This window comes from Spirochaetota bacterium (assembly GCA_034190085.1).
Lineage (GTDB): Bacteria > Spirochaetota > UBA4802 > UBA4802 > JAFGDQ01 > JAXHTS01.
In genome coordinates this window covers 1-16266 of record JAXHTS010000067.1, presented here as the reverse complement: position 1 = coordinate 16266, position 16266 = coordinate 1, and the positions used below count along the sequence as shown (strand labels likewise).

Annotated in this window: 9 protein-coding genes; 2 read left to right on the top strand and 7 right to left on the bottom strand. The window is 42.6% G+C overall.

The genetic code is table 11. The features are described 5' to 3' along the window. Positions 1–20 precede the first annotated feature (20 nt). Entirely contained in the window at positions 21–2921 is a 2901-nt protein-coding gene (locus tag SVZ03_13130; GenBank protein MDY6935150.1) for an FG-GAP-like repeat-containing protein, read from the top strand. Positions 2922–2928: 7 nt separating this feature from the next. On the opposite strand, the gene SVZ03_13125 is transcribed toward SVZ03_13130, so the two are convergent. After that, complete coding sequence (locus SVZ03_13125; protein ID MDY6935149.1) at positions 2929–3072, bottom strand: GxxExxY protein; 144 nt, start codon at positions 3070–3072, stop codon at positions 2929–2931. Between the two features lie 676 nt (positions 3073–3748). On the opposite strand from SVZ03_13125, the gene SVZ03_13120 reads away from it, so the two are divergent. Continuing rightward, positions 3749–6910, top strand: coding sequence for an Ig-like domain-containing protein (locus SVZ03_13120; GenBank protein MDY6935148.1), 3162 nt, complete (start codon positions 3749–3751; stop codon positions 6908–6910). A gap of 39 nt (positions 6911–6949) precedes the next feature. Here the strand turns inward: SVZ03_13120 and SVZ03_13115 are convergent, their stop codons facing one another. The 6 genes from SVZ03_13115 to SVZ03_13090 form a co-directional block, all read right to left on the bottom strand. Further along, entirely contained in the window at positions 6950–7108 is a 159-nt protein-coding gene (locus SVZ03_13115; GenBank protein MDY6935147.1) for a hypothetical protein, read from the bottom strand. Positions 7109–7262: 154 nt separating this feature from the next. Then, complete coding sequence (locus SVZ03_13110; GenBank protein ID MDY6935146.1) at positions 7263–9782, bottom strand: pyruvate formate lyase family protein; 2520 nt, start codon at positions 9780–9782, stop codon at positions 7263–7265. A gap of 105 nt (positions 9783–9887) precedes the next feature. Then, positions 9888–10175, bottom strand: coding sequence for a hypothetical protein (locus SVZ03_13105; GenBank protein MDY6935145.1), 288 nt, complete (start codon positions 10173–10175; stop codon positions 9888–9890). Positions 10176–10356: 181 nt separating this feature from the next. Further along, on the bottom strand, positions 10357–12879 hold the full coding sequence (locus SVZ03_13100) for a pyruvate formate lyase family protein (protein MDY6935144.1): 2523 nt from the start codon (positions 12877–12879) through the stop codon (positions 10357–10359). A 121-nt stretch (positions 12880–13000) separates the two neighbouring features. Beyond that, entirely contained in the window at positions 13001–15523 is a 2523-nt protein-coding gene (locus SVZ03_13095; protein MDY6935143.1) for a pyruvate formate lyase family protein, read from the bottom strand. A 471-nt stretch (positions 15524–15994) separates the two neighbouring features. Then, positions 15995–16266, bottom strand: a 272-nt coding sequence (locus tag SVZ03_13090; protein ID MDY6935142.1) for a glycine radical domain-containing protein, incomplete at its 5' end; no start/stop codon positions are given.

Here is a 16266-nt window from a genome sequence, read left to right as displayed (position 1 = left end):
TATTCGAAGAAGGCGATCTTATGAAAAATGCAATAGCAATTTTGAATATTCTGCTATCTCTATCACTTCTTTATTGCAGCAATATGATCCAGGAGGGAATAGACTCCACAAAAGATCCACGAATCCCGGAGATCAATGTGAAACAGGGAGCTGATAATATTCTATCCCCCAGCGGCAGATACGATATTGTTGGAGTTAAGGTAAATGATTCAAGTCCGAATATTACATTTTTAATTGAAAACCTCGGATTAGCCGATTTGATGCTGACAGGTGAGCCAATTATAACAATTAGCTGTGCAGACTGTGAAAGCGATGATATTTTTCAAATCGAGCAGCCCTCATCCTCCATTATTCCTGCAGGCAGAAATGTAACTTTTTCTGTAACATACAATCCTGAATTACCAGGCAATAACTCGGCAACAATATCCATTATGAATAATGACCTCGATGAAGGCCTATATACATTTACGGTTTCAGGGAATACAAATCCTGTTTGCGATTTTAACACAAGGTTAAGGAAGGGCATCATCTCACTTACTGTAGATTTTGAGGATAAATCTCTTGGTGATATTACATTATGGGAATGGGATTTCAATGGAGATGGTGTTATCGATTCAAATGAGCAGAATCCAAGCTATACATATAACAGCCCTGGCTCCTACTCTGTTATGCTAACCCTGTCAGGACCGGGCGGTTCTCACTACAAGATAAGAGATAATTATATCACTGTTATTATGCCAATTGAACATTCAATCGATAGTAATGTCGATAATATCCGTAATGTTGTTGCGGCAGATTTAAATGGCGATGGTGAGATGGATGTGCTGGCCGCATCAGGTGGGAAGTCACCCGATTATATTGGCGAGATAGCCTGGTGGAAGAACAATGGAAACGGTTCATTTGGAGATAAGCAAATCATAGCCAGCATCCTCGATAACTCATATTACAACCATGTTGTTGCGGTAGATTTAGATGACGATGAAAATATTGATGTGCTGGCCGCATCAGGTGGGAAGTCACCCTATTATATTGCCGAGATAGCTTGGTGGAGGAACAACGGCGATGACACATTTGGTGAAAAGCAGAGCATCGTCAGTTTCCCTTATGCGCGCATGGTATGCGCAGCCGATATTGATGGAGTTAATGGCCTCGACGTTTTGGCGGTAGGCCGCAATAGCGCTTGGTGGGCAAACGATGGAAGCGGAAACTTCACCGGCGATGGCATAATAATTGACGATTGGTATTTAGGATATGCTTATCTGACTGATATTGACAATGATAATGATCTGGATGTGTTGGCTTCCACCTCAGGTTCTCCAGGCAGATTACAATGGCACGAAAACACCAGTGGAGATGGCACATCCTGGACAAAGCATATATTTGACGATAGTTTCCACAACTGTACATCCTTAACAACAATAGATATAGATGATGATAACGATTTAGATACGCTTGGATTGGGGATAGTCAACTTTGGTGAGCCAAAAGATATCTACGAAATAATCTGGTGGGAGAACACAGACGGCAATGGTACCTTTGGGCCAAGAATTACCCTCGACAGCGATTATTCACGGCCCTCCTCACTATTTACAACCGATATTGATGGAGATGGAAAAACCGATGTTTTGGGAACCGGCGATTCTTTGATCGCAATGTGGAATAACAATGGCAATGAAGGCTTCACCAAAAAAATCATCAACTATCAATTATTAGATGCTTGCTCAGTTTATGCAGCAGATATGGATGGTAATGGTGATATGGATGTGCTTGCCGCAGGGGATAGCATATCCTGGTATAATATTAGATTGGATGGCTGGTACAGGCACACAATTAGTGAAACCCTCAACGGAGCTAATTCGGTCAATTCGGCTGATATAGACGGTGATGGCGATATGGATATACTAAATACAGCTAGCGGCTCTTTAGGCTCCATTACATGGTGGGAGAACATTGATAATGAAAGCTTTGTAACAATCAGCCATCCTATTGACACCAATTTCACAGGCGCCTGTTCATGTTATGCATTAGATATGGATTTAGATGGAGACATAGATGTGATTGGCGCAGGAGACGGAGACGGTGTGATATGGTGGGAAAATACAGAGGGCAACGGTCTTTATTGGGATAGGCATGAAATGGGATACGTTGGTGGGGGCGATGAATCTGTGTATGCCGCGGATATGGATAATGACGGCGATCTGGACGTGATTGAATCTATGTGGGGCTCAGCATGGATAATCTGGTGGGAGAACGACGGCACTTTGCCTGACGATGGCACACAATGGGACTACCATAACATATCACCAATGTCTTGGGGAGGACCTCGTTCGGTTATGGCTGCTGATATTGATGGGGATGATGATATGGATGTCCTTAGCGCTAATGGTGGTATAAGGTGGTGGGAAAACATGGATGGCTGTGGCAGTTTCCCTAATGGAGGTGTTGAATACCCTGTAGGTTCACTTCATACCATCGATGATAGCTTCTTCCCATCTTATTATGCCTATGCCTTGGATATGGACAAAGATGGAGACATAGATGTATTGGGCGCCGCAGGTGGCGATATTGACGAGATTGCATGGTGGGAAAATAATGGTGACGGCACGTTTGGAAGTAGGCAGACAGTCAGCTCTTCATTCGATGGAGCATCTTCGGTATATGCCGCTGATCTTGATGGCGATGGCGATATGGATATAGCGGCAACGGCCAGAGATGGAGATAAAATAGCATGGTGGAAGAATCCTATGATTGGCAATAACACTGAATGGATTGAACACACCATTGCAGCCGATTTTGATGGCGCGTCATCGGTATTTATTACGGATATTGATGATGACGGCGATATGGATATAATCGCCACAGCATCCGATAACGGCGAGATAGTCGTGTGGGAGAACAATATATTGGACTATGGGCCATAATTCAGCGTCAACCAATTAGCTCTCCACAATTTATAATCAACCCAACAGGTTTTCCTATTGATGTGAGATAATTCACCAACTGCATTTCATGAGCCCTAACTATTCGTTTTACCGATTTCAATCCTACCATAAGAACATCTTCGACAACCAAGTCTGCGGTTTATCCTGTTATCCTTCTAATTCTTAAAAAGTCTTGCCAAAAATATATCCTTAGCGAAGCCGTAGGGAAACAAAGACATTATGGTTAAGGTACTAATAAGTCCAAATTCACAGCACCGAGTATAATTTGTATGCACTCATTGATAATGAATGCTGAAGGGCCAGAATATCCCATAATAACAGCAGTCCAAAACTGCTCAAAAATTTTGCTAATTTCCTATCGTCCCGTGAAAGATGTCACAATAATTCTATTAACATATTGTCTCTATCTTCCAACGACCCTAATTTTGTCTCAATTGGTGTAATAATTGTTCCTCTATCCCATAGATAGCAAGGGAATATAAAAGAATGCATATCCATATGGCGGATATTCATCATTCGATTGGAATGATAGAGATCATCCTTATCTATAACCACAATCACAGATATAAGCTTAACAGGAAAAGATGGAAGTAATCCCACCCGAGTCTTTGAATGTGGAAGCAAGACACATTTCATTGATGCGAGACATTACAACCTATTTGCCTCACAAGAAATAATAAACAACTTTTTTATATTTTTTTTGTGACGAATCGGGCTGAAAGATCGCTTATCTATAGCAAACAGGATAGATTGGGTTATATCATTGTTTGCAAATTTAACACTAAATATATTCAGGAGGCATGGTTATGAAAAGCTTACGTCTATTTCAAATTATTAGATCTTTTGAAGTAAAAAAAATTAAGGAGGAACAAAAAATGAGGAAGCATGGTTTATTAAAAAAACTCTTGGTTATTGCATTAATTGCTGCATTTGGTGTTGTGATTAATTGCGGAGATGATGGTGGCAGCGACTTCCCCTTCATCCCTGATAGTGGCGATAACAGCGACAGTTCAGCAATTTGTGCGCTAATATTTGAAGACCCAGATCCTTCAGACACAACCGATACCGACGGCGACGGTCTTACAGACTACTGCGAGTGCATGGAGTATTCAAGCGATCCTGAAAAGACCGACACTGACGAAGACGGCGTAAATGACGGTGATGAGGTGGTAATCCATCATACATCGCCGGCAATGGCTGATACTGACGGCGATGGCATGAGCGACTCTGATGAGATATCAACAGGCGGATATAATCCTCTTATTGCGGAAATCCCGCAGGTTGAGCTTTCAATATGGGGCGTCCCCAATATTGGACTCAATATAAAAGTAACAGATGAAACCGGCGGAGAGACAGAGACATTTGAGTCAGAATTGACAGAAGAATCTAGCACTTATTCAACAAGCGACACAACTGTCACGCATCGATTTTCAGAAAATAATTTCTATATTGACACAAAGCTAAAGGCGTCAACAGGCACATGGGGGTTATTCCCATCCGCCTCGCTTACTGTAAAGACGGGATACTCCACACATAATACAATGTCAAAGGGGCATACATTAGTGGTTGATAAATCATCATATCAACATTCTCAACACGAATACAGCGAGGCGCGGAAATACTACCAGAGCCGCGAGGTGGAAACTATATCAGGATTCATCAAACTTGGTTTAATGGTAACTAATCCTGGTGATAAAGCATTTACGCTAAAAAATCCATATATTACAATTGGAAAGCGTGACGCTGAAAATCCCTCTCAATATAAGGTCATCACAACACTTAAGATAGATGGGATAGATCAGGATGGGATGGGCATGGAGCCGAATGGCGGCACAAAGGGACCTTATGTGATTGAGAATAACGACGTTTCTGTCACTGAGATTGAATCACTTATGGCTAATCCTAATGGTCTATTTGTTGAGCTTAGCAATTTTGATCTTGTGGATGAAGATGACAGGGACTTTGTGTTTATAAATGAAGAGACTGTTGTTAAAACTGCGTTAGTGGAGATCAATTATGGGCATGTTTCAGGAATGGTCCCTGAGCGATATTTAGTGGCTACGAATGTTCGCCGTAATGCCAATGGAAAACCGATGGGCATAACCATGAAAGAGGTTATGGAGAATGCTCTGCAAAAGGATTATGAGACCCGGGAACTTGGAAATGACGTATTGTATAGAATCGGCAATGTTGAAGCGAAAAACATGGAAGAGGGTTTTTGGGTTGTTATACTTGACTCGGAAAGAGATGGCAGAGCAGAGATGGTTGATGACGGCAATTTTGATGATATTGTTCTTGAGTATAAGGACAAGATATATCTTGTTTACGGCAAGGACGAAGACAGCGATGGAGTGATGGACATAGTAGAGCATGCCCTAGGAACAAGGGATGATGATGAGGATACTGACGATGATGGTTTAACAGATTTTCAGGAAATATATGAAAGCTGGGGGGTTTCATATACCGGGAAAGATGATGAAGAGCATGCCTATGCGGTCTATTCTAATCCATTAAGCGCGGATATAGATGACGATAGTCTGCTTGATCCTGATGAGATTAGCGCCTTAACCGACCCCAACAACTGGGATACAGACCGCGACAGCAGGTCCGACAGCGTTGATCCTACCCCCCTTGTCTGGGAGAATGTACCTCCGGTTGCTGACTCGCAGTCTGTGACTACCTCCGAGGACACCTCAGTTGAGATTACCCTTACAGCAAGCGACGCCAATAATGATCCGCTTGGATGGCATTACGGCAATCCTCAACACGGCGACCTCAGCGGGACCACGCCAAATCTGACATATACTCCTGATCCCAACTACAGTGGTGATGATAGCTTTACCTTCTATGTGGATGATGGAATTGAGAATAGCAATACAGCCACGGTGAACATTGATATAGAGGAAGTGGCTGATATCCTATACGTAGTTGTAGGTGGCGCAGGAAGTGAGGATGGAAGCTCCTGGGCTAATGCCTTTGATCATCCACAGGATGCCATTGACGTTGCCTCTGATGACGATCAGATATGGATTGCAGAGGGCACATACTGGCGAAGATCAGGCACCGACACTGTACTGCTCACCATGAAAAGTAATGTGGATATTTACGGAGGATTTGACGGAACTGAGGAAAGCCTCAATGATCGAGATTATCCAGAGGATAATGAGACCATACTGAATGGGCATGATGAGGTCTATCATGTTGTGGTTGGCAGTCATAATGCGCGCCTCGACGGATTTACTATAACCGGAGGTAATGCAACAGGCGGAGATTCAAATATCCGGGGTGGTGGCATTTTCAGCAGCTTGAAGGTTGATATTACAATTGCTAACTGCAAATTTGAGGAAAACAATGCATACTGGGGTGGCGGTATGTACATCGGTTTATCTTCTATAACTATTGAAAATTGCACCTTTGATTCCAATACGAGCACTAATGGCGGGGGTATCTATTGTGAAGACAACTCGAATATTGTAACCATAAAGAATTGCCTCCTTATAAATAACTCTGCCGCATCACAAGGTGGTGGAGTGTATAACAATAATAGTTCGCCAAAAGTGTTAAACAGTACTTTCAGCGAGAACAGCGCAGTCTACGCTGGCGGCGGGATATTCAACATAAACAGCAGCTCGCCTACTATCACAGATTGCATAATGTGGAATGATGATGCAGGAAGCGGAGATGAGATATATAACTGGAATGCATCAAGTGATCCAACTGTCACCTACTCGGACATAGATGGCGGTTACCCTGGAGAAGGCAACATAAACAGCGATCCGGAGTTTTGCACTGGTTCCAGAGGCGGTTACTATCTGTCTCTCCATCCCCATCAACCTTATACTGTTAGCCCATGCTTTGACATTGGAAGCGACACCGCGCTATTTCTTGGCCTGAACGATAAGACTACACTCACTAACGGTTTATATGACGCTGGTACGGTAGACATGGGATACCACTACGAGCGTTAGTTATTTAGGAAAAGCGTAATAGTTTATTCACAGGGTTGTTCAAAGAGTCATTGACTTTTGGGGCAGCCCTGTTGGAATAGGCAGTTGATCAACGAACGATCCAGATTCTTTTGTAATGCCCAACATGGCGCCCCTTACTCTATCCCATTCACTTCCCTTCCTCACTAGGCATAATACTTTACCTCCTAAATAAATCATTATTATGTAGCACCAACTTTATTAAATATTTTAAAGGCAAACACCACCGCCAAGAGCGGTGGTGATAGCTATGAAAATTAAATATATAATCCCACTTCCATCTATAATTGATCATTAAGAATCAAATAATTTACGACTCCCATATCTCATGCTACTATCCTAAACCCTGTATCGTCCGCTGTATAATATTATCCTGCGTCTTGCGGCTGATATCCACAAAGTGAGCGCTGTATCCTGCCACACGAACAATCACCTCCTGATACTGCTCAGGATCACTCTGAGCAGCACGAAGTGTAGCGTCATCAACCATATTAAACTGCACATGATCTAACCCCAAATCAGCCCAGGTCTTCATATAGGATTTCCATAACTGATATCCCTTTTCACCTGATAATTGTGTAGGAGAAAGGCGCTGATTAAGCAGAAAGGCTCTGCCATCGCTTATATGATTTATCTTCCCACATGATTTCAACACTGCCGTAGGTCCCTTCTTATCTAATCCCGGGCCTGGCGAAATTCCGCCATCATAAAGGGCATCCCCCAATTTCCTACCATTTGGCAATGCATGAACTAGACTCGAAAATAGAATATTTCCACTCACATTCTCAGGCAAAGCAGGCCAATTATTCCCAGACGGACACTTTATCTCCCGTGAATGCCTTGCAACCTCTCTCAAACAGCGAACCATTATCTCATCAACATAATCATTGTCATTTCCCCATTTAGGCGCATTCTTCACAAAATCCAATCTCATCTCCTCTCTACCCTCCCAGTTGCACCTTAACGCCTCAACTAATTCTTCCATAGAGTATTTCTTTTCATCAAAAATTAGTTTTTTCACAGCAGCCAAACTATCAGCATTCTCAGCCCAGGTAAAAAATGTAACCCAACAATTTCCACGCTCTATCGTGGGATCAAGAGCATCTAAACCACTCTCTACACACTTCTCTGATATAGATGATAAAAAGGGACGCCCATGATTTTCTGGGCTCTTCTGTCTGCCACGGTTCATTATCCGAGTTCCAAAGTTCATCAACCATTCCATCTGCGCAACCCAAGCCTGGAAAAGCTGTTCAAAGTCAGTAAACTTAGTAGCATCCCCTGTTTCCGGACCCATCTGCATATTGACTATATGATCAAATCCATTATGTAGCGCATACTCTACCATTTTCGAACAATTCAGGGTTGCTGCCATTCTTGCTGGTTGTGCGCCGTGCTTAGTTGTTGGGCAAGGCGACATGCATGCCTGGTGAACCCATGTCCGCATCTCTTCCAAAGGATGTCCATGCCAATTCATACCATTTGCAATTAAAATCGGATCATTTCGAATGCTGGGATAACCTAAACCATGTCGTATACACTCGAATACCTCCCGCATCACCTCATCCGATACTTGTGGATGCCACCTGAATCCAAATGTAGGATTTGAGACCCGCACTAGCCTTGCTGCCTGCAAAAGGGCTATAGTCAAATCATTGCACGCATCAGTGCCGTCTTTGTTGACTCCGCCTAAAGTCCATACCCATGTACCTGTTATACCCTGAATTCCTTCAGCGCCAACCCTTGCTAGATAATAACCGGTCTCATTGGCACGAATCATATACTCTCCAAGAAGATCAATCGCTTCCTCTCTCGTAATACTCTTATCTACAATGACATCTTTTTCATAATATGGCCAATGATAATAATCCGGACGAGCTGGCCATGCACCCTCAATATCCTCAAATCTAGTCCACACTTGAATGAAGTGATCATATTGAAGTGATTCCTGCAGATTCCTCGGTGTCTTCCCGGGCACTCTTTCACATGTCTCTGCAATCCTTAGTAGCTCTTCCTTTCTCTTGGGATCCGATTCAAAATTCTCCGCTATTATACGCGCCAACCTTGAATACCTCTTGGCATTTCTTATACAAGCCTCTAGAACAATCTGCATTGCCTCCCAATTGGTTAGCTTATCATATAGTGGCAGAATATCAGGGCCTGGATTGCCATCAATTTTATCCTCTGCCTCATCTATCTTCATCTGTATCTCATCAATAATATCTTCAAATGCTTTCTCGCCAGTCATAAAGTACTCGTAATCCTTACCCGCATAACCGAAGCTGCCGCCAACAGGGAAACTCCACAAGAGTACAAAAGTCATCATTTTTACAACTTCCTCACCTGAGAGGTCCCTCAACATCTTCCCCATACAATCCCTTGTACTCCAATAATTGTTGATATCCGCCATAACCTTGAGAGAATCCTCCTGAGGTTCAGGGACTACAACTGGATCATTGTATATCTCATCATTTCCGAAACTAGCTAATTCACAATACCAGAAGAGGGTATTTGGTTGACTCCCCAAATATCCCACAAGCTGTGCTTGGTCTGTAATAAAGATCGGAATGTTGTCAAACACATAGGCTAAGGCCTTGGCTCTTCTCATTATTATGTGTTCATTCTCGTTATCCTTCCAACCCTCTGTGAATAATAGTGGTCTTTCAATATCTACCTTAAGGCCTGGTTCATACATTCCTCCCTTTCTGCCCTTTTTCCAGACAGCCTTCCTAAGATAATCCAGTCGCTTTGACCTCTTCTTCTCGGCAACCCACCACCACTCTCTACTCTCTTCAAGTTCTTTCATACTCTTCTTTTGCGAAAGCTCTGTATTTTTATGTAATTCTGGTGTCATTTTAATCCTCCTTTCATGTTTAATATATCAAAACCAAAAACAACATTCTCTTTTTTTTATCACCCCCTTAGTCAAAAATTATAACCAGTAAAATCTACAAATATCTTATGAATAATATTTACACCTACTTGCATCCATATTGGAGATAACGAGATAACAAGAGTCGCCTTTTGTCTGGAAGAGTGGTTCATGAAGTGTTATATCAGAACCTTCCTTAAGAACATTACACATTCCGCTTACAGCCCCTAAACCGCATCCTCCCTGAATGTAATTCCTGCATCTTCCACAGGCCTTCTCAGGCATATCCTGCTCCTCCATGCTTCCACCCTTCTCAATAATGCCCAACATGGCGCCCCTTACCCTATCCCATTCACCTCCCTTCCTCCTAGGCATAATACTTCACCTCCTAAATATGTCATTATTATGTAGCACCAACTAAATTAAATCATTTTAGAGGCTATCACCACCGCCAAGAGCGGTGGTGATAGCTATGAAAATTAAATATATAATCCCACTTCCATCTATAATTGATCATTAAGAATCAAATAATTTACGACTCCCATATCTCATGCTACTATCCTAAACCCTGTATCGTCCGCTGTATGATATTGTCCTGTGTCTTACGGCTGATATCAACAAAGTGAGCACTATATCCAGCAACACGAACAATCACCTCCTGATACTGCTCAGGATCCTTTTGCGCTGCCCTAAGCGTAGCGTCATCCACCATATTAAACTGAACGTGATCCAATCCCAAATCAGCCCAGGTCTTCAAATATGCCTTCCATAATTGATAACCCTTCTCTCCAGAAAGTTGGGTTGGCGATAACCGCTGATTCAACAGAAAAGCCCTTCCATCGCTTATGTGGTTTATCTTCCCGCATGACTTTAATACTGCTGTAGGCCCCTTCTTGTCCAGTCCTGGTCCAGGAGAAATGCCGCCATCGTATAGAGCATCTCCCAATTTTCTGCCATTAGGGAGAGCATGCACCATTGTTGAAAAGTGTATGTTCCCGCTTACGTTTTCAGGTAGAGCAGGCCATGTGTTTCCTGAAGGGCATCTGATCTCCTTTGAATGTCGAGCTACTTCCCTCATACAGCGAACCATTATCTCATCAACATAATCAACATCATTACCCCATTTGGGAGCATTCTTCACAAAGTCAAGCCTCATCTCCTCCGCCCCTTCCCAGTTGGACTCCAAGGCATCAATGAGCTCTTTCATTGTGTATTTCTTATCATCAAAGATTATTTTTTTTATTGCCGCTAGGCTGTCTGCATTCTCCACCCAAGTAAAGAATGTTACCCATGCATTTCCCCGCTCTATCGATGGTTCAAGCGCATCAAGGCCACTCTCTACCGATTTTTCAGAAATGGCGGACAGGAAGGGACGACCATAAAATTCAGGACTCTTCATTCTACCTCGATTTACTATACGGGTTCCAAAATTCATAAGCCATTCCATCTGCTTAACCCAGGCCTTAAATAATTGCTCAAAATCAGTAAATCCCCTCGCGTTACCTGTTTTTGGTCCCATCTGCAACTTGATACAATGGTCATACCCATCATGTAACGCATACTCAACCATCTTGGATGTATTAAGAGTAGCCGAAGCCATTCGCGCTGGCTGTGAACCATGCTTTGTGGCAGGACATGGCGACATACAGGCCTGATGCACCCAGGTTCTCATCTCCTCCAGTGGATGTCCATGCCAGTTCATCCCATTCGCAATCAAAATCGGATCATTCCGTATACTTGGATACCCCAGTCCATGACGTATACACTCAAACACCTCCCTCATCACCTCATCCTTTACCTGAGGATGCCATCTGAATCCGAAGGTTGGATTGGATACTCTTACAAGCCTTGATACCTTTAACAGGGCCATCGTAAGATCATTGCATGCATCAGTGCCATCAGGATTAACACCCCCAATAGTCCATACCCAGGTGCCTGATATTCCCTGTACTCCATCAGATCCAAATCTCGGGGCATACATCCCAACCTCATTACAGCGAATCATAAACTCCCCAACAAGATCAAGCGCTTCCTCTTCTGTAATATTCTTTTCAATATTTACATCCTTATTGTAGTAGGGCCAATGATAGTAATCAGGGCGTGAAGGCCATGCACCCTCACCATCCTCAAATCTAGTAAAAATTTGTATGAAGTGATCATACTGAAATGATTCCCGAAGGCTTCTTGGCGGCTTCGCCGGCACTCTCTCACAAGTCTCCGCAATACGTAAAAGTTCTTCTTTACGCTTGGGATCTGATTCGTAATTTTCGGCTATTATCTTAGCTAATCTAGTATACCTCCTTGCTATTCCTAGGCATGCCTCCAATACAATCTGCATAGCCTCCCAATTTGATAGCTTATCATATAATGGCAGAATCTCAGGCCCAGGATTTCCATCAATTCTATCTTCTGCGTCATCTATCTTCTCCTGAATTTCATCAATGATATCCTCAAACCCCCTCTTACCAGTCATCAAGTATTCATAATCCTTCCCTGCATACCCAAAGCTGCCACCAACAGGAAGGCCCCACATCAGAACAGTACTCATGAGCTTTACGGCCTCCTCACTGGAGAACTCACGGAAGACCTTGCCTAAATTATCCCTTGGCCCCCAGTAATTATTGATATCAGCCATAACCTTAAGGGATTCTTCCTGGGGTTCAGGTATTACAACTGGATCGTTGTAAATCTCCTCATTGATGAAACTCGCTATGTCTGGATACCATAAAAGCGTGTTGGGTAGACTTCCCAGATATCCTACAAGCTGAGCCTGATCTGTAATGTGAATTGTAATGTTATCAAGTACATGCGAAACAGCCTTTGCCCTTCTCATCATAATAGGATCATTCTCATTCTCCTTCCATGACTCTGTGAATAGCATCGGCCTCTCAAGATCCATTTTAATACCAGGCTCATACATGCCGCCCTTTTTCCCCTTCTTCCAGACAGCCTTTCGTAAATAATCCAACCTTGAGGATCTCTTTTTTTCAGCTACCCACCACCATTCCCTACCCTCCTCAAGCTCCTCAATACTCTTTTTCTGAACTGCGCTGCTAACCTTTTCTGCTTCTTGTGCCATGATGAAATACCTCCCTCTATTTATTTATATTATATTTTAATGATAAATAAACTATATATTAGACTATTCCATCACCCCCTTTTTTACTGGAACCCCATATTTCAGGGGTTCCAATTTTTTATTAACCTATACCTTGGATTGTCCTCTGTATGATATTGTCCTGTGTCTTACGGCTGATATCCACAAAGTGAGCGCTGTATCCAGCAACCCGTACAATCACCTCCTGATATTGCTCAGGATCTTTCTGCGCTGCACGTAGTGTAGCATCATCAATCATGTTGAACTGCACATGATCTAGCCCAAGATCGGCCCAGGTCTTCATGTAGGACTTCCACAACTGATAACCCTTCTCACCGGAAAGCTGAGTAGGAGATAGTCTCTGGTTCAATAAGAATGCCTTGCCATCGCTTATGTGATCTATTTTTCCGCATGACTTCAACACTGCAGTCGGCCCCTTTTTGTCAAGGCCAGGACCTGGAGATATCCCTCCGTCATATAAAGCATCACCTAGTCTTCTCCCATTAGGTAAGGCATGTACCATACCCGAAAAATGTATGTTACCGCTCACATTCTCCGGTAATGACGGCCATGGATTCCCGGATGGGCACCTTATCTCTCTTGAGTGTCTTGCAACCTCTTTAACACAACGGACCATTATCTCATCTACATAATCATCATCATTGCCCCACTTTGGACCATTCCTCACAAAATCGAGCCTCATCTCCTCCTTGCCATCCCAATTGGACTCCAAGGCATCTATCAGTTCCGATATAGTATATTTCTTCTCGTCAAAGACCAATTTTTTCACCGCTGCAAGGCTGTCAGCATTCTCTACCCATGTAAAGAAGGTAATCCATGCATTGCCACGCTCTCCTTCAGGCTCAAGAACATCAAGACCACTCTCAACTGACCTCTCTGATATAGCTGATAAGAATGGTCGACCAAAATAATCCGGACTTTTCACTCTTCCGCGATTCATTATCCTAACTCCAAAATTCATCAGCCACTCCATCTGTTTTACCCATGCCTGGAAAAGCTCTTCAAAATTTTGAAAATTCCTCGCATCTCCTGTCTTAGGACCCATCTGTAATTTTATGATATGATCAAAACCATTATGCAGGGCGTACTCAACCATCTTAGAGGTATTCATAGTGGCTGATGCCATTCGACATGGTTGAAAGCCATGCTTTGTCGTTGGACAGGGAGACATACAGGCCTGATGAACCCATGTCCTCGCTTCCTCTAAGGGATGGCCATACCAATTCATCTCATTAGCAATCAATATAGGATCATTCCTTATGCTCGGATACCCTAGTCCATGTCTAATACATTCAAACACCTCTCGCCAAACCTCATCCGTTACCTTAGGATGCCACCTGAATCCGAAAGTGGGATTGGCTACTCGCACTTGCCTTGCTGCTTGAAGAAAGGCAACCGTCAGATCATTGCATGCATCAGAACCATCCTTGTTGACTCCACCTATTGTCCATACCCAACTTGCCTGTATTCCCTGCACTGCCTCAGCCCCAGCTCTAGGGAGATAATGACCAACCTCATAAGCTCGAATCATGTACTCGCCTATGAGATCAATTGCTTCCTCTTTTGTAATATTCTTTTCAATATTTACATCCCTTTCATAGTATGGCCAATGATAGTAATCAGGACGCAATGCCCATGCCCCCTCTAAATCTTCAAATCTTGACCATATTTGAATAAAATGATCATACTGTAATGTCTCATGAAAGCTTCTAGGAGGTTTGCCAGGCACTTGCTCACAGACCTCTGCAACACGTAATAACTCTTCCTTTCGCTTAGGATCTGATTCAAAATTCTCAGCTATTATTTTTGCCAACCTTGCATATCTCTTAGCACTATTGATACAGGCTTCAAGAATTATCTGCATAGCCTCCCAATTCGATAGCTTATCATATAAGGGAAGAATATCCGGTCCAGGATCGCCATCTATTCTCTCTTCAGCATCATCTATCCTTTCCTGTATCTCATTTATTATATCATCAAACCCTCTCTCACCTGTCATGCAGTACTCATAATCCTTGCCCGAATAGCCAAAGCTTCCTCCGACTGGTAGTCCCCACATGATAACAGTACTCATAGCTTTTACTGCCTCTTCACTGGAGAACTCCCTGAGCACCTTCCCTAAATTATCCCTTGTGCCCCAATAATTATTTAACTCAGCCATTGTTTTCAAGGACTCATCTTCAGGCTCAGGTATCACCATTGGATCATTGTATATCTCTTCATTCATGAAACTCGCCACATCAGGATACCACATAAATGTATTGGGCAAACTCCCCAAATAGCCAACAATCTGAGCATAATCTGTAATATAAATAGTAATGTTCTCTAAAACATGAGACAAAGCCTTGGCTCTTCTCATCATTAAGGGATCATTCTCATTCTCTTTCCAAGACTCAGTAAATAATAAAGGTCTTTCAAGATCGACCTTAAGCCCTGGCTCATACATGCCACCCTTTCTGCCCTTTTTCCAGACTGACTTCCTCAAATAATCCAGTCTCTTTGATCTATTTTTTTCAGCTACCCACCACCACTCTCTATCCTTTTCAAGTTCTTCAATACTCTTCTTTTGCGAAGCATCGCTAACCTTCTCTATCCCTTGGGACATCTTTAATACCTCCTAAATTGTAGTTTATTATTGTAGACATTCAGACAAAAAGAAAATAATTTAAACATAAAGCTTCAATATTTCACCTCCTTTGAGTTCATAGCTTTTTCCCTTTAAATCGCTTGAATCTTTTTGCCATCCCTAGATAAAGCTGTATCCTATTTACTGCTTCACCCTTTACCATATCATCCTAATTATGATGATTAATAATCGTATAATAATCCCTCAGAGTATCTGGATTAATAATATCAATCTCACAGATCCATCAATAAAAATGAAGAATAGTGAAATTGATATGACTCACATCATTATCTTATCTCATTAGCATCTATATTGATTTTTTTAAATAATGATGTTACTGCTTCAAGAGCATAATCAGTCTCGAATATTTCAAATCTGTAATCATTTACGAACATCTACTAAAGTAGGTTCAATAATAATCGATGTAACCCTTGCAATCTGTAGTAAATACTACCCTAATCCTTGAATAGTTCTCTGTATAATATTATCCTGTGTCTTGCGGCTGATATCCACAAAGTGAGCACTGTATCCAGCCACACGTACAATTACCTCCTGATACTGCTCAGGATCCTGCTGCGCTGCCCTGAGTGTGGCGTCATCAACCATGTTAAACTGAACATGATCCAATCCAAGATCAGCCCAGGTCTTCATATAGGACTTCCACAACTGATAACCCTTCTCGCCAGCCAACTGAGAAGGCGATAAACGCTGATTCAAGAGAA